Annotated in this window: 23 protein-coding genes; 2 read left to right on the top strand and 21 right to left on the bottom strand. The window is 41.0% G+C overall.

Annotated elements, in window-relative coordinates:
* Positions 1 to 12 precede the first annotated feature (12 nt).
* The 21 genes from L2672_RS05280 to L2672_RS05180 form a co-directional block, all read right to left on the bottom strand.
* Positions 13 to 456, bottom strand: coding sequence for an MSHA biogenesis protein MshP (locus tag L2672_RS05280; RefSeq protein WP_248994789.1), 444 nt, complete (start codon positions 454 to 456; stop codon positions 13 to 15).
* Positions 446 to 1,276 carry a PilW family protein gene (locus L2672_RS05275; protein ID WP_248994788.1) on the bottom strand — a complete coding sequence of 277 codons (831 nt, stop codon included), beginning with the start codon at positions 1,274 to 1,276 and terminating at the stop codon, positions 446 to 448. The genes L2672_RS05280 and L2672_RS05275 overlap by 11 nt, the downstream gene beginning before the upstream one ends.
* On the bottom strand, positions 1,276 to 1,803 hold the full coding sequence (locus L2672_RS05270) for a prepilin-type N-terminal cleavage/methylation domain-containing protein (RefSeq protein WP_248994787.1): 528 nt from the start codon (positions 1,801 to 1,803) through the stop codon (positions 1,276 to 1,278). Before L2672_RS05270 ends, L2672_RS05275 begins: the two co-directional genes overlap by 1 nt.
* Entirely contained in the window at positions 1,793 to 2,278 is a 486-nt protein-coding gene (locus tag L2672_RS05265) for a type II secretion system protein (RefSeq protein WP_248994786.1), read from the bottom strand. Before L2672_RS05265 ends, L2672_RS05270 begins: the two co-directional genes overlap by 11 nt.
* 250 nt (positions 2,279 to 2,528) lie before the next feature.
* Positions 2,529 to 3,041, bottom strand: coding sequence for a prepilin-type N-terminal cleavage/methylation domain-containing protein (locus L2672_RS05260; protein ID WP_248994785.1), 513 nt, complete (start codon positions 3,039 to 3,041; stop codon positions 2,529 to 2,531).
* Positions 3,042 to 3,104: 63 nt separating this feature from the next.
* A complete protein-coding gene (locus L2672_RS05255) occupies positions 3,105 to 3,710 on the bottom strand; it encodes a prepilin-type N-terminal cleavage/methylation domain-containing protein (protein ID WP_248994784.1) in 606 nt (201 codons plus the stop codon).
* 136 nt (positions 3,711 to 3,846) lie between these two features.
* A complete protein-coding gene (locus tag L2672_RS05250) occupies positions 3,847 to 4,434 on the bottom strand; it encodes a hypothetical protein (protein ID WP_248994783.1) in 588 nt (195 codons plus the stop codon).
* Between the two features lie 47 nt (positions 4,435 to 4,481).
* Entirely contained in the window at positions 4,482 to 5,696 is a 1,215-nt protein-coding gene (locus L2672_RS05245; protein WP_248994782.1) for a type II secretion system F family protein, read from the bottom strand.
* 2 nt (positions 5,697 to 5,698) lie between these two features.
* On the bottom strand, positions 5,699 to 7,474 hold the full coding sequence (locus tag L2672_RS05240) for a GspE/PulE family protein (RefSeq protein ID WP_248994781.1): 1,776 nt from the start codon (positions 7,472 to 7,474) through the stop codon (positions 5,699 to 5,701).
* The gene (locus L2672_RS05235; protein ID WP_248994780.1) at positions 7,471 to 8,697 is read right to left on the bottom strand and encodes a tetratricopeptide repeat protein; all 1,227 of its coding nucleotides are present in this window, start codon (positions 8,695 to 8,697) and stop codon (positions 7,471 to 7,473) included. The genes L2672_RS05240 and L2672_RS05235 overlap by 4 nt, the downstream gene beginning before the upstream one ends.
* A complete protein-coding gene (locus L2672_RS05230; protein ID WP_248995100.1) occupies positions 8,694 to 9,650 on the bottom strand; it encodes an ExeA family protein in 957 nt (318 codons plus the stop codon). The genes L2672_RS05235 and L2672_RS05230 overlap by 4 nt, the downstream gene beginning before the upstream one ends.
* A 25-nt stretch (positions 9,651 to 9,675) precedes the next feature.
* On the bottom strand, positions 9,676 to 11,334 hold the full coding sequence (mshL, locus tag L2672_RS05225) for a pilus (MSHA type) biogenesis protein MshL (RefSeq protein WP_248994779.1): 1,659 nt from the start codon (positions 11,332 to 11,334) through the stop codon (positions 9,676 to 9,678).
* Between the two features lie 13 nt (positions 11,335 to 11,347).
* A complete protein-coding gene (locus L2672_RS05220) occupies positions 11,348 to 11,671 on the bottom strand; it encodes an MSHA biogenesis protein MshK (RefSeq protein WP_248994778.1) in 324 nt (107 codons plus the stop codon).
* Complete coding sequence (locus tag L2672_RS05215) at positions 11,652 to 12,314, bottom strand: MSHA biogenesis protein MshJ (RefSeq protein ID WP_248994777.1); 663 nt, start codon at positions 12,312 to 12,314, stop codon at positions 11,652 to 11,654. The genes L2672_RS05220 and L2672_RS05215 overlap by 20 nt, the downstream gene beginning before the upstream one ends.
* Positions 12,311 to 12,916 (bottom strand): PilN domain-containing protein, encoded by a 606-nt coding sequence (locus L2672_RS05210; protein WP_248994776.1) that lies wholly within the window; start codon positions 12,914 to 12,916, stop codon positions 12,311 to 12,313. The genes L2672_RS05215 and L2672_RS05210 overlap by 4 nt, the downstream gene beginning before the upstream one ends.
* Positions 12,909 to 13,793, bottom strand: a complete 885-nt coding sequence (locus tag L2672_RS05205; protein ID WP_248994775.1) for a type IV pilus biogenesis protein PilM — start codon at positions 13,791 to 13,793, stop codon at positions 12,909 to 12,911. Before L2672_RS05205 ends, L2672_RS05210 begins: the two co-directional genes overlap by 8 nt.
* 377 nt (positions 13,794 to 14,170) lie before the next feature.
* A complete protein-coding gene (gene csrD / locus L2672_RS05200; protein WP_248994774.1) occupies positions 14,171 to 16,087 on the bottom strand; it encodes an RNase E specificity factor CsrD in 1,917 nt (638 codons plus the stop codon).
* A 178-nt stretch (positions 16,088 to 16,265) separates the two neighbouring features.
* Positions 16,266 to 17,504, bottom strand: a complete 1,239-nt coding sequence (locus L2672_RS05195) for a malic enzyme-like NAD(P)-binding protein (RefSeq protein ID WP_248994773.1) — start codon at positions 17,502 to 17,504, stop codon at positions 16,266 to 16,268.
* A 616-nt stretch (positions 17,505 to 18,120) separates the two neighbouring features.
* Positions 18,121 to 18,333, bottom strand: a complete 213-nt coding sequence (gene rpmE / locus L2672_RS05190; protein ID WP_248994772.1) for a 50S ribosomal protein L31 — start codon at positions 18,331 to 18,333, stop codon at positions 18,121 to 18,123.
* A gap of 149 nt (positions 18,334 to 18,482) precedes the next feature.
* Positions 18,483 to 19,805: a FimV/HubP family polar landmark protein gene (locus L2672_RS05185; RefSeq protein WP_248994771.1), complete on the bottom strand. Its 1,323-nt coding sequence runs from the start codon at positions 19,803 to 19,805 to the stop codon at positions 18,483 to 18,485.
* Between the two features lie 200 nt (positions 19,806 to 20,005).
* Complete coding sequence (locus L2672_RS05180; protein WP_248994770.1) at positions 20,006 to 20,776, bottom strand: FimV/HubP family polar landmark protein; 771 nt, start codon at positions 20,774 to 20,776, stop codon at positions 20,006 to 20,008.
* A gap of 83 nt (positions 20,777 to 20,859) precedes the next feature.
* On the opposite strand from L2672_RS05180, the gene priA reads away from it, so the two are divergent.
* Together priA and argS are read left to right on the top strand one after the other, a co-directional pair.
* Entirely contained in the window at positions 20,860 to 23,055 is a 2,196-nt protein-coding gene (gene priA, locus L2672_RS05175; RefSeq protein WP_248994769.1) for a primosomal protein N', read from the top strand.
* Positions 23,056 to 23,204: 149 nt separating this feature from the next.
* Entirely contained in the window at positions 23,205 to 24,950 is a 1,746-nt protein-coding gene (gene argS / locus L2672_RS05170) for an arginine--tRNA ligase (RefSeq protein WP_248994768.1), read from the top strand.

The following is a 24,950-nucleotide window of genomic DNA, read 5'->3' as shown; positions in this document are numbered from 1 at the left end:
AGCTGTAATCTATTAATCACCACGGGCTTCTACCTCTACTTGACGACTGACTCGTAAGCAATTTGTAGTGTCATCGGCTCCGCAACCACCAGTTTCGCATACTGCAGAGCTGTTAATGCGATATTGAGTGACCGCACCCACACTTACATCATTACAACTAATGGCAACTTGGCACCCATGAAACCCAACTTGCCCTGCGGGCGGTGTCCAACTACTGCTCACATTGGCACAATTGGCAGCCGCTCCACTAATAGGAAACAATTGAGCTAAAGCCGCATCTGCGCCACTATTAGCACTGTTAAGTGCTCTTGCACCCCAGACTTCCATTGAAATAGCTTCATCACCGTCTTCAACAATTCGCAACAAGCTTGCTGCCAATAAAAACATGACAACCAGAACAAATACCCCGATAACAAGGGCGCTACCTTGCTGAAAACGTCGGTGACTAGGGAACATTGACCACCTGCACTTGATGTTGATACTTAAAGGTTTCACCATTTACACTGAACCTAGGCTCAATATGAATAATCGCGTTGGTAATCAAGCTTGATGGCGTTAACGCTAAAGCTGGCTCTGACAGCAAGTCATTTGCCACATTTTGCGCCATTAACACGCGATTACTCATCGAAGAAGGTACTGGCTGAATGGCATTAAAACCATAATTACTGTAGCGATATAATGCGGTTTCACCATTGGTATTTTTTTCAAAACAATAGCTAATGGGTTGTTCAGAGAAAAACATTCTATTTAACGGTGAAGCCTCGGTAAACCTAACCGATGCAGTAAACACAATATCGAGCTGATTATTAATAATATTAGCAGAGGATATTTGAAATCGTTTTGCGGTTGTGCCTGTTGCATTATAAATTTCAGTGGTGGTCAACGGATATACTATTGCCCAATTGCCCGCCACAATGGAATGATTTGACGCTATCACACTGGCATTATTACTGGCAGAATCAGGAGCAATAGGCGCCGATAAATAAGTTGAGCTAGCGGCAATAGGTAATACTTCAACACATTGAAATGCTCCATTACTAGCCGTATTGATGCGAGCAGAATTAGGGACAGCGCTGCGAATATCACGGGTCATGCGCTCTACGCCATAACGGCTTTGGCTCAGCACTTGATCAACCGAGCTAGATTCAATAAAAATGCGCGTACCAAAAATAATAAAACTACTAACACCGACCACAATAATCGCCAAAATAAGGATTACAGTGACCATTTCAATTAAGGTAAAACCATTAATTCGCCAAACCTGATGCGCCCGCATTAGTAATTACTCCTTACCGCTTGATAGGTAATATCTTCATTACTTGGAGTGGTCACGGTTACCGTAATCAGTTTGGCGGCTTGGGTGGCGGCATCAACATATTCTACCGTGACATTAAGCTTAAAATTACGGTAAACATCCGCATACGTTTCACTCGAATTAAGCATTAAATCATTAATATCTAACCCATGATAATCATCAATATCATTGTATTCATCACGGGGTTCACCATTTGGGCCTAATACTGTTGAGCAAGGCAATCCACTGGGGGCATTACAAGCTGGCACCCCGCCATTAGGGTTGGTATTTTGATCATAGCGCTTGCCCCAAATCTCATTCATCACCGAATGAGCCAACTCAGCACTTCGCATACGATACAATGACTCCACAGAACGATCTGCTTGCGGGAAGAACATAGAGGTCAGCATGACCATGGCAATACTCAGCACCAACATGCCAATCACTAATTCAATCAGCGAAAATCCATTCTGGCGATATTGTTGGCCTGTTGAGAATTTATAATGCATAAATATACCCTTCAGACTCTATGGCAATTTGTAAGGTTTCATCTGCATTAATATCAAAACAAGGGCCGCTGCAACTGGGGGAAATAATTCGCCCCAAAGCATCATAAGTAATGGTGAAAGTTTGACTGGCTGACAAGGTTAACGACACGGTGGCATCACCCGAAAAACCTTGTAACGCCTCAGAACGAATAAGTGAAGAACAAGCCGTACCAGAGCGGTCAGCATATTGGCGTAATTGATAACCCGATGAAGTGACGTTTATCTCAAAGCAGCGGTCAGTGTTATTTAAGGCACGCAACTGTGCTTGACGCAGCTCAGAGATAAATTCATTTCTGACGGTATAAGCGCTATAACTTGATTGAGAAAAAAACCGCGGCAATACCACCGCCGCCATAATTCCAATCAGAATAATCGTGGTGACCAGTTCAACTAAACTGAAGCCATTGGGCTTTGATGATAAGCGCTTAAAATTCATTTATTCCTTTAAACTAACTCATGAAAAATGACGGTTAACAATTGATAGTATGGCAAATTTTTTAACCTTTTGTCTGCTTATTTGTTCATTAAGGTTAATGCTACTTTTCCAATAAACCAGCCTATTTCCAATCACCTAAACCCATTTTTTGTCATCACTCAGTGTTAATGCGCAATAGCAGCTCAATAAAAAAGCCTACTAAATAGTAGGCTTCATAATCAGTCAATATGACTTAACCTGAGTTGAGGTTTTAGCAATTATCAGGTTCAGACTCAACAACATAAGTCGGAATAGACGTCGCAGAGGTCGCTTCTGTGTAGGTTAACTTACACGCTGCAGGTGCGCCATTTTGCCAAATGGTTGCCACGCCAGAACCAATGAAAATGGTCCAATCTTCAGTGCCTGTAGTGGTTGGGTCAGTTGCACTTGTCCCCACATTGAATTTAACTTCCATAGCATTTTCAAGTTCAGCTTGTAGTGCTTGTAAGTAACCATAGTGGGTTACTGCGGGAGTACTTGTTCCGATATCCACAGACGGTGGTGTTGTCGCATCTTTAGCTACTTTTTCTTGGCCAGCTAAAGCGGCTTTTGAATAAACTAAGGTATTGGCACCTTGAAGCGCTGATTTCATTCCTGCTAATGCAGATACGCGAGCATCACCTTGCAAGTTAATAAATTTAGGCGCCGCGGTAACCGCTAAAATACCAAGAATAATGATTACCACAACTAATTCAATTAGGGTAAAACCTTGTTGTTTTTGCATAATAAAACCTCTTTAAAAATATAAATTTACATCTAGCAAGCTGATTTAACAGCAAAAAATGAACTAGTCGTTAGTAAACGATAACACTTGTCCGGTACCCGGATTATAGGTTACCCCTTTTGCACCAGCAGTATTCAAATCAGGCGCGGGTGTGGCTATACCCGTATTTTGATCGATGACTAATGAAGCAATTTGATGATATACACATAAATCGATATTAGTGACGTTAGCCCCATTAATACCGGTGGCTGAGCCGCCAACACCATCTAAGACTCGAACCGTGTAACGTTGGTCTCTTGCATCTTCTGTGTATAAAACATTTCTTGGCGCACTTTGAAGCACACTACTAAATACTTCCTGACAAGTCGCATCAGTCATGGCGGTGACATCTGTATTGCTGGTGCCAGTAGGAAAACCGAATCGAGTATCAAGTGAAACAGTGGTGCCATCTAAAATAACCGAAGTGTTACGGCGTCCATCTACTTCCCATTGGGCGCGAACAAACCCTACCGCAGTCGCTAAGCCGCCAGAAACACCGTCAACACTGGCATTTTCAGCATCTTCAGTCACATTTAAAAAACGCGGTATGGCCGTTGCGGCAAGCAAACCTAATATGACAATAACAATGACTAATTCAATTAAAGAAAAGCCTTTTTGTTTAAATTTCATAAATTTTACACTCATGTCAACTATCTCAATATCCGGCCAAGGTGATTAACAATCACCAACTTACCACAACATAAATTCTTACTATTTTTTCGATATATTTACTAATATTAGCAGCTTATTAGAATTCGCAACAACATTAATTTACCTTTGTATCAATGGTCGACATAAACAATACTCGCCCTGAATTGACTTGATAAGCTAAACTGGCAGAGTCTTTGGCAACAAAACGACATATGTGTTCATCGCTATCAAAACTCACCGAAATATTATCCAACGGTGTCGCTAATAACTGATACCACAGCAATTGACAACCATGCTCATCTAAGCTGGCTAATAAGGGCCAACCTTGCTTAGATAAGGTTATCCAATTACCAGTATCAGTAACGTTCACGTCAGCAGAAATAGCTGCCTGATTTTTGACGTTTTTAGCCATATTAACCGTGTTCTGCTGCATTACTGTTTCAACATGCATATTGGGTGCCATGCTTTCCCAGCTCAATAATAATTGCTCTGGACGCCCACGCGATAACCACTGACTTTTTATCATCGCCATAATATGCAGCAAGCGATTGTGTTCAATTGCTAAACTTTTACCCGCCATATCAGGCATTTGATTAAAGTGTTTAAAGCCTAAAATGGTCAAAATAAGCAATAACACACCTATGGCAATAAGGCGTCCATATACTTTAATCAAGTCATCTTCTGCTTTATGTTGTTTTAGCATAACCTGTAAAACCGCCTCTCTAGCATATTATATAAGCTATTGAATAATTAACCTTTTACAACGTTTAGCATATCCCACATAGGCAAATAAATACCCAATGCTAGAATCAGTACGATGCCAGCAACAAAACCAATTAATATCGGCTCTAGTTTTGCTGTGAGGTTTTTCAAATCGTAATCTACCTCACCTTCATAAAAGTCGGCGGCATCGGTTAACAGCTGATCTATCTGACCGGTTTCTTCGCCTACTGCCACCATCTGCAATACTAATGGCGTAAACAATTGGCTTTGATTCGACACCCGAAGCATTGATTCACCAGACTCAATACCACGACGCATATTGACAATTTTGTCATGCATATAGGCATTATCCACCGCATCGGCTACCAAACTTAATGCTTGTGTCATGGGCACACCTGCCCCCAACATCATTGAAAAACTGCGACAATAACGTGACAAAGTAGAACGTTCAATAATAGAACCCACCGCTGGAATATGTAATTTCCATTTATCCCACTTTTGCTCACCCGCTTCCGTTTTTAGCCAGTAACGAATACCAAAAAATGTCCCCGCCAAAGCCACCAGCATATGAGGCCAGTAATTAACAAATACACTTGAGGTTGCCATTAAAATTTTTGTCGCCCAAGGTAAATCAGCGCCAAAACGCGAGAACATATCAGCAAATTTGGGGATCACCATAATATTTAAAATAACCATGGCTATCGCAATAGCAATCAATACAAAAATGGGGTATCGCATTGCTGACTTGATTCGGCGGCGGGTTTCTTGCTCTCTTTCAATATAGCTAGACAATTGAATAAACGCATCTTCCAATTTACCGGTATTTTCACCCACATGAACCATAGAGACAAACAATGAGTCAAACACATCTGGGTGTTGATTCATCGCTGATGATAACGGCCTACCTGCGGTTAATTGTGAGGATATATCATCCAGCGCCTGCTTCATTCTGACCGAATGAGTCGTTTCAGATAACCCGGCTATTGCCCTTAGAATAGGAATTCCTGAGCGGGTTAACGAATACATTTGCCGAGTAAAAATTTGTAGCTCTTCTAATGAAACTTTATTACCAAGTAGATCATTAAACGAGATAGCTTTTTTCGCCTTAACTTCTCTTAATTCTAACGGAATAATGCCACGACTCATCAAGGTATCAGCAGCAGCGTTTTCGTCTGCTGATTCCATTTGCGCAGTGACTTGCTGCCCCTGTGCATTGCGACCTCGATAATAATAAATTGGCATAGTTACGCCTCAATATCAGTGTGGTTAATATCGGTTTGGCTTATGATATCTTGTGACAACGCCACCGATGACTCACTCACGTCTTCAACCAATTTGGCGACTTCTTCTACGGTAGTAGTACCCTGAAATAAATAATTTAGCGCTGATTGAGCTAACGGCACAAAATTAGGGCTTCTTATTGCCGCGCGGGCAAAGTCTTGCGGGTTACCTGTACGCATGGCATCGATCATGGTTTCATCGAGTTCTAGAATTTCAAAAATACCAATACGACCACGATATCCAGAACCATTACAACTTTGACAACCCGTGCCCACTTTGAAGGTAGCCTGTGAAAAATCATCTTTGCAGACACTCTTCAACCAACTGTTATCAGCGGGGGTTAATTGATAATCGACACTACAATTATGGCATACACGTCTTACAAGACGCTGAGCAATAATCACTCTTAGCGCGCTGGCCACAAGATAACTTGCTGCGCCCATATCAAGCAAACGCAGAGCACTGGTCACCGCGTCGTTAGTATGTAAGGTTGATAATACAAAGTGACCGGTTAATGCACCACGAAGACCAATTTCTACGGTTTCTTGGTCACGCATCTCACCCACCATAATAATGTCAGGGTCTTGACGTAAAGTCGTGCGCAGTACATTCGAGAAATTAAGGCCAATTTTATGGTTTACTTGTACCTGATTAATACGCGGTAATTGGTACTCAACAGGATCTTCAACGGTAATGATTTTTCTATCTGCGGTGTTTAGCTCGCTCAAAATACCGTATAGAGTGGTGGTTTTACCGCTACCTGTAGGCCCCGTCACCAGTAACATGCCATGAGGGCGCTTAATTTGTTTGCGAATACGTGCAGCAATATGGGGTGGCATACCGGTTTCGTCTAAGGTGCGTAATCCCGCGGTTTGGTCTAATAAACGCATCACCACAGACTCACCGTGATAAATCGGCATGGTAGACATACGCACATCGATTTTATGGCCTTTTACTTCAATATGAAAACGGCCGTCTTGCGGTAAGCGTTTTTCTGAAATATCCAGTCCAGACATCAGCTTTAATCTCAGCACCAGTGCCGAAGCAATATTCACTTCGTTTAAGGTGTTTTCGTGCAATTGTCCATCAACACGCTGGCGGATCCGCAGCACTTTCTCGCCCGGCTCAATATGAATATCAGATGCGCGCATTTGTACCGCATCTTCAAAAATCGATTGCAGTAACTTAACAACCGTGGTTTCGTTATCACTATCACCTTGGGTTAAATTGGCTAAGTCGAACATGTCATCAGCGGCATATTCTTCTTCTAATTTTCCGGCAATTTGCGCAATTTGATCGGTACGGCGATAAAGATTATCAAAAGCATCCAGTAATTGACTTTCGGGGGCAACCGCAATATTGAGCTGCTTAGGAGCAACTAACACCTCAATATTATCAATGGCTTGTAAGTCTGCAGGGTCGCTCATGGCCACCAATACACTGTCACTGGTGCTTTCAATCACTAATGCACGATGCCGCCTAGCTTGCACTTCGGGTAAGATATTGACCACTTCAGGCGTAATGGGACGACGACTGATATCCAGATAAGGTAAATTCAATTGCTGCGATAAAAAGGCCAGTAATTGATCTTCAGTGATATGTTGTAAATCAATTAAGGTTCGGCCTAATTTTTTACCTGATTTTTTTTGTTCGCCGAGCGCTTGATGTAATTGCGTGTCAGAAATAATCTGCTCTTGCACTAAAAGATCACCTAATCGCATCTTTAACTTAGGCTTCATTGGTATTCTCCTAGTTGAGCTAATCGCTTCTCAATAAACGCCACAGCCGAGTCAGATAAACCGCCATAACTGAGTGCCGAACGGTATGCTCGAGTCGCTTGCACATACTGCTGTTCTGAATCGAGCGCATACGCTAGCCCTAACCACCACTTACCTCTGGTCGATTCATAAATTAACACCATTCGATATGACTCAACCGCAAGAGTATAATCGCCCACTTTTTGCGCTAACTCAGCCTGGAGAATATGCTTTTCTTTTATAAAAGCACTGTCATTTCCCATATTACTTAAACTTGTTAACGCTGCATCATACTCTTGAAAACTGGCTTCAACATTGGCTTTTAATAGATAAAACTCCCAATGCTCAGGAAATAAACTAATGCCGCTTTCAAGTAACCGTATGGCAGTATTGAAATTGTTTTGTTGCAAGTAAATGCCTGCTAACTGCTTACGAGCCTCATGTAAATCTGGTTTTAAAAGAACGGCTTCAAGGTATAGACCTGCGGCATTATCAAGTTGTCCTGCATTTTCTGCCATTTGCGCTTTAGTAAATTGTGCCTGAGCAAGCTGCTCTTTGGACATTTTGACTTCTGTCACTGTCATGCTGCCAGTATTGGGTTGACTATTTACTGTAGAAGATTCAGTTGCTGCACGGGCAACTTCAGGCTCAACCCCCTCAGGTTCGACAATCGGCGCACGTTTAATACTACTTTCTAATTGGTTGTTTGCGAGTTGACTATCATCACTCTGTTGCGAAGAAGTCTCTGTGTCAGCTCCTTCTGGCTCGACTGTTTCTGCTACTTCTGCAGTAGCGACTTCGTTAGAGGTATCATTTTGAACCGCCTCTTTTTCTACAATCGGCTTAACCACAATGTCGATTTCAGACGTTTCACGTTGGAGATCTGGCAGTGTTGATATTGATGTAACTTCATTAACATCATGGACTTTAGCAGCATGGTTACCCTGCTGTGTCTCTACAATCACCTCGGGTTCTTGTAGCAAACTCATACCAAACCATATTGCTGGTATCAGCGTTAAAGGGATCAGCCAAAGCCATTTTTTGTAATTAATTCTAGACTGCTCAAATGCTTCATCAGCACGAAATTGACTGGTAAATTCAACCTGAGGGCGAACAAACTGCTCCGCTTCAGGCTTGTCTTCTGTACCTTCTTCGGTTTGCTGACGCTTTTCTAAATCTTGCAACATCTTATTTATGACGCTCATAGCCATTCACCTATTTTTGCAAACCATGCGCTGCAGCATTGCTGAGAGCTAAGCTGTATCCCTATAAAAATACTCATAATAACTCCCATTATCCATAATATTGGGGTAAACGACCAAGACGACTTCACGACAATATCTTCTTGATTGGCATCATCGGTATCTGTAATTGCCCTTTTACAATGAGCAAGGGTAATTTTTTGTTGGCCATCACCAAAGCACAATAATAAACACTTATGCGCGACAATATTCACTAAGCGCGGAATTCCTCTGCAAGCTTTAGTTATTACTTTTGACACGGTTTGATCAAATAACTCATCTCCTTGATACCCAGCAACTTTAAGTCGATGATTAATATAAGCTTGCACTTCATCCCAATTTAATGGTCTCAAGTGGTAGCTAAAGGTGATCCTTTGCCGAAGTTGTCTAAATAATGGCTTTGACAACCGTTCATCTAACTCTTGCTGCCCAAATAACACTACCTGCAATAATTTACGGCTTTCTGTTTCTAAATTAGTGAATAAGCGTATTGCTTCTAAACTCGTATCTGGTAATGCCTGTGCTTCATCAATGACCAATACAACCTGATAACCCTCGGCATTTAATGCCAGTAAACGCTCTTGAATCAATTTAGTTAACTGCTGTTGGTCAATCGTCGCTGTTGTTTCAATGCCTAAATCAGCGGCAACCGCCCAACGTAATTCCTCAGGAGACAGATATGGATTGGGAATATAAGCGTAATGAAAATGACGTGGCAGTTCATTCAATAGCTTACGGCACACTAAGGTTTTTCCTGTGCCCACTTCACCGGTGACTTTAATAAAGCCTTCACCGGTTTCTAGGGCCATTTGCAACACTTGCAATGCTTCTACATGAGGCGCCAAACCAAAGAAAAAACCCGTGTTTGGTGTCAATGTAAAAGGCAACTGCTGTAAGTCAAAGTGCTGCAGATACATAACCACTCATCATCCTAATTCATGTTTACTTTTCGCTTGGATACCAGCGTTCAATAAGATCTTGTGAACGTTGTAATTCATTTTTCCAAGTATCACCGCCCACAACAGTTGGCTTAAGCATAATAATCAGCTCTGTTTTTACCTTAGAACGGCTGCGGTTTGTAAACGCTTCGCCAATGAAGGGAATATCGCCTAATAAGGGCACTCGTGAAACCACTTCAACATTGTCGCTTTTCATTAAACCACCAATGACAACCACATCTCCTGAAGCGGCTTTAATCACCGTGTCTGATTCTCGTATTTCACTTTGTGCCAGTGGAAGTTCAAGCGTGGAGTCGCTAACTTTAATTGATTTTGTTTGTTCAGTGACATCAATTACCGAGGGGTGAACATGTAATAGCACATTGCCATCTTCATCAATTTGAGGAGTAACATCTAATGCAATACCTGAAAAGAAAGGGGTTAATTCAACTTGCGGAGTGGTCACTGGCGTTGTACCCGCAACGGTAGTTGAAGACACATCAGTCACAAAATATTCATCATTACCGACTTTAATCACCGCTTTTTGGTTATTAGACGCGGTCACTCTTGGGCTAGATAACACATCTACATCGCCTTGAGTATCTAATAAACTGATCATGGTGGAAAAGTCACTTCCCTTGACATTTATAGAGGTAACACCGCCAATAACGGTAGAAATAGCATCACCAAGACCTTGCCCAGGTGACGTACCAAAATCCACATTGGCACTACCTACGCTACCAATCACATTTTCCCATTGAATCCCCTGCTGATAACCATCAGATAAAGTGACTTCTAAAATTTTAGCTTCCAAAATAACTTGACGCTGTAAATGGGTTTCAGCCGTTTTCAAAAAGTGACGAACTTGTCTTAATTCATTAGGATACGCCCTAATGGTCACCAATCCTGCTTGAGGCGTTACAACAACTTGGCGTCCACCTCCGGTTTCACCAATAATCGCTGCAAGGGTTTCTTGTAGCTCTCCCCAAAAATCAGTTTTAGTGGTTGAACGAATAAACGTGCCATTGGTGTTGTCACTATTATTGTTGTTGCTCGAATTGCTATTACTGGAATTATTTGAACTTGAGCTATTAGAGTTCGAATTACTGTTCGAATTGTCATTGTCGTCAGAAATTCTACCCGAGCTAACTGACGTTAATGACAAGCCTTCTCTTTCCATATAGAGGTAATTCAATGAGAAAGTTTCAGTGCGCATTCCTGATGGGAAAACACGTAGCACACGACCATCACGACTCACTTCATAGCCATATATGTCTTCAACAACCTGAATGGCTTCAGCTAAAGTGACCCCTTTTAGTGACAAAGAAATCTTACCTTGTACCTGCGGATGCACCGCAACACTTAACGGTGTGTCTTCAACTAAAGAAGGAAAAAATATGCGAGCATCAACATCATTTGCCGATACATCAAAACGACGTTCAGCTGGTAATGGTGGTAAAGTGCCGAGTCGCTGACTGTAGACTTCTTGTTGCACATCATCTGGCATAACTGCAGGCGGTGGGGTTAACGGCTTTGGCGCTTTATTTTGTGCTAAAGACTCAGTTAACTCATTTTTTGCCGTCATAGGCTCAGGGCGATTTGTGGTTTGACATGCCATCAAACTCAATGCCAACAGAGGGGTAATATAGTGAATCGATTTCATTGTAGTTATTGTCCTATCTCTCTGTTACCGACTGGAATAATGTGAGTTTTCGACCATCTGCCAAATTAACTTGGCGCTTACCAATCGACACAATTCGTACACCTTGTACTGTATCGCCAACTTTCATAATTTTATTGTTAATAACCGCATAAGAATTTGGCCCGTTAATAATGCTATTCAATACTAGGCCGCTATAAGTTTCTTCTGTTGTCACGCTCATTTGATACCCAGCATGAGGGAGCGTAGGGTCACGCAAAGTTTGTTCTTTAGCACCCACGTTAAGACTTAGTGCTAATAAACCGATTGCAGCTAATGGGTTAATCTTGTTTAGCAACACTGATAAAGTCCTTATTTATGCTTAATGTATAAAGTTCAAGCTCAACTTCGGCTAAAGGGTGCTTTTTTACTTGGTAATCTAATCTTTTCCAATAAAGTTTATCTGGCATAGACTCAATGGCTTTAACAAAATCCACCACAGCAAAATAATCACCTTCAATGGTCAGCTTGATACCGTGGCTATATAAATTCATTTGATGCGCTTCATCATCACCCACTTTTAGCAACGCGACTGGGGCAATAGAATTAAAAGACACCAACTTAATACCTTTATCATTCGATAACAGTTTTGCCAGTACCGTAGGCATATAATCCGCAGGCACCATATCAACCATTTGCGCCGTTAATTCCGCATCAACCTGCTGCATTTGCTGGTTAATTAAACTTAGCCTTTGCTGATAATCAGCATTGGGGTCAATGGCTAAACGTTGTTGATAAAGGCTAATTTGTTGTTCAACAATGTTGATGTCATTTTTTATGCTGCTTAATTGGTTATTCACTTTTTTCAGCCCAAGCCAATTATCGTCTATGGGAACAAAAGCTAGCATTGCAATAACCGCTAAAGTCGCAAAGGCAATCAACCCCCTTTCTCGCTGACTTAATTGATTAAATTTTTGTTCCAAGTTCAACCAAGTTTGCTTCATTCCGTTGCCTCCTTGGTGTCTGGGGCACTGGTTAACTTAAACGCTAAAGGCTGATCTTCCCCTCTATCCATTGTCATAGAAGCAAAAGCGTAGCCTTTTAACGTATCAGCCATTTTTAACCTATCCACCCACCTAGGCACACTAGAGGGTTGTAAGCCAAAGCCTTCAAACTCAATATGTTGTTCATTTAAATGAATTCGACTTAACCAAATAGAGTTGTCTGCCACCATGGCCAACTCGGTTAACAAAGGCGAGTAACCTTGACTAATCAATGCGGTACGATTATTTAATTCATCTTTAAGTAAACGCTTTAAGGTTAATCGTTGCTCTTCTCTAGCAACCTTAGCCACTAATTCAGGGTTAGCCATCCGCTTCGAAACTTGTATTTCAAGCTCATCTTTTTGACTGGTTAAGGTCGATTTTTGTTGATTCAATACCTTCAACTCATCTTGCGTCTGGCTCAGTTGTAAGGCCGACAGTCCATAAACCAAGCCACTTAACATCATTAACCCCACCACTGCCATGGTCAATGCTTTGAAGTGCAAACGCTGCTTAGGCGGTAAAAGAGCGGCACTATAGAGGTTTACTCGACTTTTAATCACTGTTACCTCCATATATTTCTTCACTCGCCAGTTTAGCTAAACATGCAGGAACGCCTTGATGCGCGATGGGAATCACAGCTTGATTAAAATTTGCAGACACTAATTCAGCCAGCGTGGCGTGTTCTCCATCCACCAATAAGTGAATCTCTGATACCGGAGCCTGACGAAGTTGGCTTTCAAAGTAATCCATAGACCGTTGAATTTCTAAACTCAAATTATCGGCCATTCCATACCCTAAATCTTGCTGACTCACTTGATGCAATTGATTAAACCCACGTACACGACGTTGCATTAATAGCTCACCATTTTTTATCACCGTCAGTAATAGTTCGTCATCGGGTACATGAGTCACTAACATTCGCGCAGAGTTATCGGCGGCGAATAAGTGAGTTAACGCTAACTCTTCAATACTGATTCCGCTAATATCAAAACCTAGCTCATCACAGGCTACCGCCATTGCAGCAAGGTTTTGTCTACTACTGATAACAACATTCACTTTGCCACTAGGGGAAACAGATGACTCAAAATAATCAAGATGGATATTAGCAACGGGCTCAGACACCATGTCTTTCACCGCCCAAATTAATGCTTGATTGACTTCAGCGGCTTCAACACTCGGCTTATCTGCTTGCAATAATTGGTAGTAACTATGAGATAAAACCAACTGCAAACTTGTGGCTCCATAGCGTTGCTTCACGGCTGAAAAAGTCGCGTTCCAGTTATTCTCAATCACTGGGAAGTCAGCAATATGCTCAGACTGCTGTTCAGATTCAGCATCATAAACCCACAAGGATTGTGAACTGACAAAGACGCCCAAAGAATTTGAAAGCTGGGGAGAACGCCAAAAAGCTAATTTTTCAAGCACATTATTTTTCATTTATAAGCCTTGCACGCACTAATGTAACCTCAACCCGGGTTAATGTAAGTTCCATTTGAAAACCTGAAACACCATTGTCTCAGTCAAGCTTTTGACGCCTCAACAAGCAATAGCGAAACTGTCGCAACATACATGCCAGAAAGTTAACAAGACAGATTCTCTTAAAAGGGTTATGAAATAAAACTATTGCTAGTTATCATAAGCTAATGAGCGAATTTGTCATAAACTTGTTTACTATTTTAACGCTAATATTTTAATTTTATAGAAAATTACTAAAAAAGTGACCTTAGTAAATAAGATAGAATGCCAATAGAGGATAAACAAGCTTTTAACGCAAACATTTTGGCAACAAATAGGGCGCCAATTTAACATTAAGGTTAAATTGTATCGGTTAGACTATGAGTAAAATAATTGCCTTGTGCTGCACTTACCCCCAAAATTTTCAGCGTTTGCCACTCTTCAAGTGTCTGCACACCTTCAGCAATAACTTGAGCTTTTGAGCGAAGAAGGCCACCAATTAAACTGCGGATATAGAGTTGGTTTTCGGGACGTTCGTGTAATTGACGAATAATAGAGCGGTCTAATTTAACAAAATCAAACGCATGGGTTTGAATATACTGGGTACCAACAACTTGCTTACCCACATGATCGACACTTAACTTTGCCCCCATTTTAGAGAGCATTGTTAAGGTTTGCGCCATCCTTGGGTGCTGTTGGTTTTTAATGACAATATCTTCTGAGACTTCAAAAATAAGCCTATTTGCCAAAGGTCGATGCTCAAGTAATATAGACTTCACCCAACGAATAAATGCTCGGCTGACTAGGGTATCTAACGATAGGTTGACACAATAAGTCGCTTGGTTTTGTGGCATAAGCTTAAATAGCACATGCTCTAATACCTGCCTTTCAACTTGTGGCATAAGGCCACACTTAATGGCCATAGGGATATATAACGTGGCACGTATTTCATTGCCTTGGTTGTCTTTAACTCTGCTAAAGACTTCATAATGCAGCAGGCTGTCATCACTGTCTTTTATCACTTGGGTAAACACAAAAAATCGTTTATTGACTAATGCGTGTTCTAAGAAGCTGCGCCACCTTACCGAACCTTTAGCAATTTCTTGGTCAACAGCGCCTTTATCATACATAAACCAAGTATTAATTCGCTGTAATTGCGCGGCTCGTAATGCGAGCTCAGCCTCTTCCAGCGCTTGCTGTAAAATATCTCCCGCCTTATAAAAAGCAGCGCCTAAATGAAGATAATTAGCATGATTATTAATGTGTTGATGTTGTACTAATAAGCAGTTATTCAACAACCTATCCGCTAAGCTATCGGCTTCGGCTAAGGATATTTGCGGCACAACAATGGCAAGTTGTAACTGACTTCGCCTAGCAAAAATGGTTTCATTAAAATCGGCGAGTAATTTACCCAGTGTCGAGACAATTTGTTTAAGATAATCACGGTCAGCTTCGCTATCTGCTTGTACATGTAATAATGCATCATCATCAAATTCGACTAAAAAAATCACTCCGTGGGCGACCATTTTGCTGTCATTACACAAGGCATCCATTCGATTTTCAAAAAACAGTCGATTACCTATTTCTGTGACTGGATCTAAAAAAGTATTCGCACGGATAAATTGATCTAATCGGCCCCGCTCTTGTCTGGCATCGTCAAGTTCTACTAATAGTTTTGTAATGGCGCGATTAATCAGTCGAGGGCGGCCATTGCGAGTAAATGATTTTGCTGACTCAAAGTCACCTTGCAACACCATTTTACTGCGTTGCGCGATTTGCTCTACCCCCTCTAACTCTTTGCCCAACCACTTAAAACCATATCGAACAAATAGCACAATGGCCACTAAACCGATGAGTAATATCATCAGTTCATACCAATCAAATTGATACATTTTAAAGGGGGGAGGTAATGTTAATTCAGCGCGAAGATTGTCGACAGTATCAAGATTAAATTGATAATGATTAACGCTTTGCTGCTTGTGTTCAGTAGGGGCATAGTATTCAAATACAATCGACTTATCTGACTGTAATATAAAAGATTCAGTATTATATGCTTTTAAAACTATCGGGAGCCACGTCGTCAATTGCTGGCTACCATTATACTGATATTGCGTGACAATTACGGACTCAAGCTCAGCCACTTTATTTTGTTGAAAACGTGACGTTAATTGCACAAAGCTCATCACGGCACAAAGTAAAAATATAAATGCTACAGCAGCTAAAGAAACGAGCCAAAAGCTGGTTAATTTATAAGTGATAATTTTAATGTGCTTCATTTATCCGCTTCCTGCTGGACTTTTTTATTATTCAATTTGCTAGCAGTATAACCAAACTCGTCACAATTTAAGACCATTATCTATTAGATTATCGTATGGAAAATAAAAAAGGAGCATTAAGCTCCTTTGATCTTACAGGCTAACATAACCTGAAGTGCCCCTTATTAATTAGCGCGATTTAATAAGATGGCAATTGATTAATTTTAGCAACACCAGAATCAATAGCAGCCTTGGCAACGGCCTGAGCTACGTTGACTAATAACCTTGGGTCCATAGGCTTAGGCAACACATAGTCAGCCCCAAACTCAAGTGCCGTCACATTTGGGTATGCTGCCAAAATATCATCAGGTACGGGCTCTTTGGCTAAATCAGCAATGGCATAAACCGCAGCTAATTTCATTTCGTCATTAATAACTGAAGCTCGTACATCTAATGCACCTCTAAAAATAAAGGGGAAACATAGTACATTGTTCACTTGATTAGGGTAGTCACTCCGCCCTGTGCCCATAATTAAATCATCGCGAATTTGATGAGCTAATTCAGGTTTGATTTCAGGATCAGGATTAGAGCAAGCAAAAATGACAGGGTTAGGCGCCATTAACTTAATATCTGCTTCAGTCAGTAAATTTGCGCCAGATAAGCCTAAAAATGCATCTGCACCTTCAATCACATCTTGTAAGGTACGTTTATCAGTATTATTAGCAAACAACGCTTTATACTGATTTAAGTTTTCACGGCGAGTATGAATCACCCCTTGGCGATCCAGCATATAAATATTTTCACGCAGTGCACCACATTTTACAATCATGGTCATACAGGCAATAGCCGCAGCACCCGCGCCTAAACACACAAATACCGCTTCTTTAATATTTTTACCTTGAATCTCTAATGCGTTAAGCATCCCGGCAGCTGTCACAATAGCAGTGCCATGTTGATCATCATGAAACACAGGGACATTACAACGAGCGATTAACTCTTGTTCAATTTCAAAACATTCCGGGGCTTTAATATCTTCTAAATTAATCCCTCCAAATGTATCTGCAATTGCTTCAACGGTATTAATAAATGCTTCTGTTGTTGTATGTTTTACTTGAATATCTGTTGAGTCAATATTGGCAAAACGCTTGAACAATAAAGATTTACCTTCCATCACCGGCTTTGAAGCTAATGGCCCTAAATTTCCTAGGCCTAAAATAGCCGTGCCGTTAGAAATGACCGCAACGGTGTTGCCTTTATTGGTATATCGATACGCATTTTCAGCATCAACTGCAATTTCTCTCACAGGTTCAGCCACACCAGGACTATAGGCTAATGCTAAATCATGGCTTGATTGAGCAGGTTTAGTTAAACAAACAGCAGTTTTTCCGGGTATGGGAAATTCATGATAATCGAGTGCTTGTTGGCGAATATCTGACATTTTTTATCAATCCTGATTGAAGCAAGGTGAACACGATAATGTTAACAACTGCCGTTTTTTGCAGCAGTTACTCATCGCTAACCATACGCTAATATACTCAGGAGATAAATCAAAAACTCAAACTTTTACTACATAAGTATCAATTTTCACAAGAAGCAGGTGTAATAACAAGTTATCACTTTAGAGCTCTTTAAAATCAACAGGTTGAAATGTAGTAAAATAACAAAAATATAAACTTAAATTGATAAAGAATCTCTAAAAATCACAGTAAATATACGTAAAGTAACAAAATAAAATCAACTAACAGTAATGTTAGCTCAAGTTTTTCCGTTGCTAATAAAAAATGCGATTAAAATGACAAAAATATTTTGTATCAACGAATCACGTTGCAAAATGCATCATTTCTAACCAAGTGAAGTGGATTAAGTAAACTAAAACGCAACTCAATAGATTTAAGGTAAGGAAGCGTTAGTGGGTCACGCCTTGTTGCTACTGATAAGCATTAAAAAAAAGCCAAAAAAAAAGCTGCAAATAATTGCAGCTGATTTTTGATTCAATGTAACGGTTGCCCAAGTGGCGCGTTACATTGAAACAGATAATAGGCTTTAAAAGCGTATTATTTCTTGCCAAGCATACCGAAACGCTTGTTGAACTTGTCAATACGACCACCAGTATCAACAACTTTCTGAGTACCTGTGTAGAATGGGTGACATGCACCACAAACGTCCAAGTGTAAGTCTTTACCTACAGTTGAATTTACTTTAATCGTGTTACCACAAGTACAAGTTGCGGTGATTTCTGCGTACTCTGGGTGAATACCTGGTTTCATTGGGTTTACCTCAAGTTTAAGGCCATGTCGCTATCACAACCCGAAGTTGGACACCACATGCAGTTAATAACAATATGTTTTAGGCGCGAGATCATACAGCGTCTTGTTACCACACACAAGCGGTTATTTTAACCACCAAGATATCGCCATTAATTGGCTTGGTGCTCAGCCACTAAAGCATCAAATTTTTGCTTATCTGTTTGCAAATCTGAATACTGTGATAACAGCTCAGCAGAAGGACACTCTAATTTTGCATCGGCTTTTAATTGGTGAATTTTACGCTCAGCAAACGCTTTAGGGTTGGCTTCATAAATTGCCAACATGGCACCAAAGACATTAACCTGCCATTGTTTGTATTTGCCCATCGCGACACGCCACAGACTATCATCAGATTGTTTATCAATAGTGCAGTCATTATTCGCTAATAATACACTTTCTTCTACAGTTGCTTCAGCCTGCTGCTCTTCGACAGGTTGGGTTAGTTCGGCATAGCCTGCTTCAGCAATACTTTCAGTTTCATTAACCGTCGATGTGGGGCTTATAGAAGGTGGTAAAGCATCAGCCTGTTGCTCTTTCGTCATATCTTCAATAAGAATAGGCTCATCTATTGCGTCACCAGTTAATGGCAATTCCGCTTTAGAGCTTATTTCTGTGCTTATATCAGAGCTTATACCAGAGCCGAATTCTGAGCTTTGTGATGTCTCATCTGTGCTGACATTTTGCACCTTGCCAGCAACAAGACGGTCAAAAGTTTGCTTATCTTCATTAAGATTTTGATATTGAGCTAAAGTTTCACCTGATGGGCAGTCCAGTGGACTATCTGCTCGAAGTTTCTGGATGTTATTGCCCATAAAAGCTTGAGGGTTTGTTTCGTAAATGGCTATCATTGCACCAAATACGTTGGTACCCCATTGCGTAGCGTTATCAGCCGCCACTTTCCAGAGTGTATCTTGAGTTGTTTTATTGATTCGGCAATGAGTGTGATTGATTGTCGCTGTTGCTTGATAACGCTGTTTGTATTCGTCAGAAGATTTAAGGGTTTTAATTGCAACGGGTTGAGAGCCGTCAGTGTAATAGTTATCTGCAGTTTCACTCTTAAACTGAGCACTACGATTGAATAACCTAACAGGTGAATACTGTTGCCATTTTCCATCACGGTATTCTGACACAATCAATGCAGAGTTCGGGTCCATGATGCGCTCTTCACCCCGCAAAATAAACGTATTTTGTTTATGATTTTCAACAATTAGCTTTTCAAGTACGATGGTATTTTTATATTTTTGACGAATGTAAAAAGTGAGAAGCGATAAGTCATTATGATCACTCACTACATTAACATTTAGCTTAGGCAGCTCCCCTGCTTCAAACCCCATGGCTTCAATACCAATATGGCTCACATTAGCAACCGCTTGTTGGCTAACGATACCAACAACTAACCCCGCCAAGGCGACACATATCTGAACGGCCTTCATCTGTTGTTCCTTTATTATTCTAATTTTCATCCTCAAGCTGGAAACCCTTAACTCGAGTCTGTATCGCAGTTGATTATTTTACTTAATAAGTCACTGAGTCCTTTTTTGTTATCGAATATGGCAGCCCAGTGGCATTAAATAAAACCATACAACTATATATAAATTCCTTAATCGGCTGCAACTAAATACTGAGATATTCGCTATCGAGCTCGGTGCTTTTCTTCTAATATTTCGAAAAGTTGTTTGTCTGCGGCTTTATCATGGTACTCGGCCAACTTATTAGCAGAAGGGCACATTAAAGGCGCATTTTTTGAAATCAAGTGGATCTTATGATCTTTAAAAGCGGTAGAGTTGGTTTCAAAAATAGCTAACATTGCTCCATATATATTCGTATTCCATTGCGAATAATAACGGCTTGCTATTTTCCATAACGTATCCGTTTCACTTCGTTCTAAGCGACAGTCAGTTTTAGCATTGTAAGCACTATTGCGCCATTGTGGTGAGTCATTTCCTTTTTCTGCTTGGCGAGTTTTTTTAGTTCGATTAGCAGATTTATTTAACGAGGCATGGCTTGAAGCTTCACGAGATAAAGCGGCACTTTTTTCGGATAACGGCGCGTCAAATAGCGCAAGCTGACTAATAACTTGCCATTGATCATCAATCAACTGCATGATCACTAACGACGCATCAGGATGATTAACTTGAACATTGCCACTAAGACCAACCAAATACGAGTTAATCACCTGTTCAGTTAATATTTGTGTTTGAGCAGTTTCTGGCTCAGCAATCATAAACCTAAAGTGGGTTAATGTTTTTTCATGGGCAACAAAATTTAATTTCAATTTAGGTGTTTGATTAATTTCAAACTGACGACTATTAATACTGACATGGGCGACAGCTGCAGATAAACTATCACTAAATAACACCATGATTAATATCATGCTCTTAGCCAATAACAACATTTTACTCATTCAATAACCTCAAGTTGTGGTGATTTTTATATTGCTAACAGTGAGAATACTACCAATATTGATAACTCATTTTTTAGGAACTTATGCCATTGTTTGTTGAAGTTGCACTACCCGTACCCTTACGAAGAAACTTCAGTTATCGCGTTCCTGAAAAGTCTATAAGCGCGGTTAAAATAGGCTTACGCGTTAAAGTGCCATTTGGCCATCAACAACTTATTGGATTAATCACCGCAATCTCACAAACTTGCGACTTAGCAGAACATCAAGTTAAACCCCTTACCCAGGTGCTTGATGCTCAAGAAATATTACCAAAGTCACTGTATAACTTAACCTTGTGGGCTGCACGTTATTATTTTACATCTCAAGGACAAATGCTAAGCCAAGCATTGCCAGTTGCGCTAAGAAAAGGGGCAGACACAGCACCACAAGCAATCACCCTTTATAAGTTAACCAATCAGGGCAAGCAAGCCCAAATTAGCCTATTAAATAGAGCACCAGCTCAAAAAAGACTCTACCTTGCCATCAGTGAAAACCCCATCAGTCATGAAGAGTTTATCACCCTTGAATTCAGTAAAGCTGCACTAAAAGCCTTAGAAGACAAAGGCTGGGTAGAAAGATCTAGCCAAGTGATCAACATTGATTTGTCCTGGAGACAGCAATTAGACATCACTGAAAAGCCACACAAATTAAATAAACAACAAGCCGTGGCCGTATCTATTTTAAATCAACAACAAGGATTTAACTGTAGCTTACTAGAAGGCATTACCGGCTCTGGTAAAACCGAAGTATATTTGTCGGTCTTAGAAACCGTATTAAAACAAGGTAAACAAGCGTTAATTTTGGTACCAGAAATAGGCCTAACACCACAAACCATCAACCGTTTTAAAAGGCGTTTTGCGGTCAATATTGCCGTAATGCACTCAGCACTAACCGACAACCAACGCCTTGAAGCATGGCGACAAGCTAGAAGTGGTGAAGCAGCCATTATCATTGGTACCCGCTCAGCATTATTTACCCCTATGAAATTCCCTGGGGTCATTATTTTAGATGAAGAACATGACGCCAGTTTTAAGCAACAAGAAGGCGTACGTTATCATGCTCGCGATTTAGCCGTGATGCGTGGTCATTACGAAGATATTCCAGTGATACTGGGTACAGCAACACCGTCACTAGAAACCTTACAAAATGCGCTGTCTGGTCGATATCATCATCTTTCATTAGGCGAACGAGCCGGTGCCGCACAAAAAGTAAAACAAGGGATTATTGATATCACCAACCAACCGCTTAAAAACGGCATGTCGCAATCTTTAATTAACGAAATGCGTATGCACTTAGATGCGGGTAATCAAGTGTTATTGTTTATAAATCGTCGCGGCTTTGCACCTGCTTTGCTGTGTCACGAATGTGGTCATTTACATGAATGCGATCGCTGTGATGCCTTTTTTACCGTGCATCAAGGGTTGAATGAAATCTGCTGCCACCATTGTGGTAATCAATACGCCATCCCCAAACAGTGCCATCAATGTGGCAGTACCATGTTAATGGGACACGGCTTAGGCACAGAGCAACTTGAACAAGCGTTGACGGGTATTTTTCCGCAATACCCTGTAGTCAGAATTGACCGAGATACCACCAGACGAAAAGGCTCATTAGAACAACAATTACATGGTATTCACAAAGGCGAGTACAAGATTCTAGTGGGCACGCAAATGCTAGCAAAAGGACATCATTTTCCTGATGTTACCTTGGTTGGATTGTTAGATGTTGACGGCGCATTATTTAGTGCCGATTTCAGAGCGCCTGAACGTTTTGGTCAGTTATATACCCAAGTATCAGGCCGTGCTGGCCGAGCTGACAAACCCGGAAAAGTGTTACTGCAAACCCATCAAAGTGACAATATATTATTAAGAAGTTTACTCCGCCAAGGTTATGGCGAGTTTGCCAGAGAGCAACTCAAAGAACGTCAACTTGCCCAACTGCCACCGGCTTGGCACATGGTGATCATTCGTGCAGAAGCGCATTTAGCATTAGATGCCGATGACTTTTTACATCACGTTAGTCAGCTTCTGCCACAAGATAAAGACTTTGAAATTATTGGCCCCATTCCCGCACCGTTAGACAGAAAAGCAGGTAAATATCGTCGCCAATTATTGTTTCAAGCCAGAACACGACAACGATTACAGCTTGAATTTGAAAAAATTCTGCCGCAAATTGAACAATTACCGCAAGCAAAAAAATGTCGCTGGAGTTTAGATAGAGATCCACAAGATTTGATGTAGTTAAACGACCTTGAAATAGCGTCAGTTCGACCTTAAAACTGAATCTATAAAAATTCCGCTTAAGTTAATAGCAATTTACCCCCATAAGCGGGTAAAATACGCGGTTCCGTCATGTTATTGATTAACGAATTGAGTGCAAGCAAAGGCCCATGAAATCACATATTGAATCTTTACTACAACAAACCATCGCCTCGTTCAAACAACAAGGTATTGTACCTGCTGATTTTCACGCTCGTATTCAGGTCGATCGCACTAAAGATAAAAGTCATGGCGACTTAGCGACCAACCTTGCAATGATGCTCACTAAAGTCGTGGGCAAACCCCCTCGCGATGTTGCCCAACTCATTATTGATAATTTACCTAGCTCATCTCATGTGGCAAAAGTAGACATTGCTGGCCCTGGGTTCATTAATTTTTTCATTGACGACAATGCCCTAGCGAATCAATTACAACAGGCATTAGAGGATGAGCACTTAGGGATTACCTTGCCTAAGCAACAAACCATTGTAGTTGACTACTCATCACCGAACCTCGCCAAAGAAATGCACGTAGGTCATCTGCGTTCAACTATTATTGGTGACAGTGTGGTGCGGGCATTAGAGTTTTTAGGCCATAAGGTTATTCGTCAGAACCACGTAGGCGACTGGGGTACTCAGTTTGGTATGCTACTGGCTTACATGGAAGAATTACGTGCCGCTAACGGTGAGCAAGCTGAATTAGAGTTATCAGATTTAGAAACTTTCTACCGCGCGGCTAAAGTACGTTTTGACGAATCAAGTGACTTTGCTACCCGCGCACGCCAATTAGTGGTTTCTCTACAGTCTGGTGATGAATACTGCAACAAGTTATGGCGTGAATTTAATGATATTTCTTTAAGCCACTGTTTAGATGTATACCAACGTTTAGGCGTTAGCTTAACCCGTGACGACGTTTACGGTGAAAGTGCTTACAACGACGATTTAGATCAAGTGGTCGCCGACCTAGACACTAAAGGCTTATTAACCGAAAGTAACGGCGCTAAAGTGGTTTTCCAAGATGAGTTTAAAACCAAAGATGGCGAGCCTTTACCGGTCATTATTCAAAAAGCCGATGGCGGTTACTTATATGCCACCACCGACTTAGCCGCAATGCGCTATCGCTCAAATGTGTTAAAAGCAGATCGTGCTTTATATTTTGTTGATTTACGTCAAGCGCTTCACTTTCAACAAGTATTTAGCCTTGCACGCCTAGCTAACTTTGTTCGCCCAGACATGACCCTAGAACACTTAGGCTTTGGCACCATGAACGGTGAAGATGGTCGCCCATTTAAAACCCGCAGCGGTGGCGTAGTAAAACTGGTTGATTTACTTGAAGAAGCGAATGTAAGAGCGCTTGAGTTAGTCCGCAGCAAAAACCCAGATATGGACGAAGCAACCTTAACTGAAATTGCGCGTGTTGTAGGTATTAGCGCCGTAAAATATGCTGACTTGTCTAAAAACCGTACCAGCGATTATATCTTCAGTTTTGAACAGATGTTAAGTTTCGAAGGCAATACCGCACCATACTTATTATATGCTTACACCCGTGTCGCAGGCATTTTCAAACGTGCTGAAGACATTGATTTAAGCCAAGCTAAAATAACCCTAGAGCATCCAAAAGAGAAAGACTTAGGCACTAAGCTTGCTCAGTTCAATGAAGTGCTAACTCGAATGACGGCTAAAGGCCAGCCCCATGTGTTATGTGGCTACCTTTATGAGCTTGCCAGCGAGTTTTCAAGCTTCTACGAAGCCTGCCCTGTACTGGCCGCAGAAACAGAAGCCGAAAAACAAAGCCGTTTATTGTTAGCGCAACTTACAGCTAACACCCTAAAAACGGGCTTATCATTGTTAGGCATTGAAACCTTAGAGCGCATGTAA

The organism is Shewanella gaetbuli, assembly GCF_023284065.1.
GTDB classification, from domain to species: domain Bacteria; phylum Pseudomonadota; class Gammaproteobacteria; order Enterobacterales; family Shewanellaceae; genus Shewanella; species Shewanella gaetbuli.
Note: the sequence above shows the minus strand (reverse complement) of the source record. Positions and strands in the feature narration are given on the sequence as shown.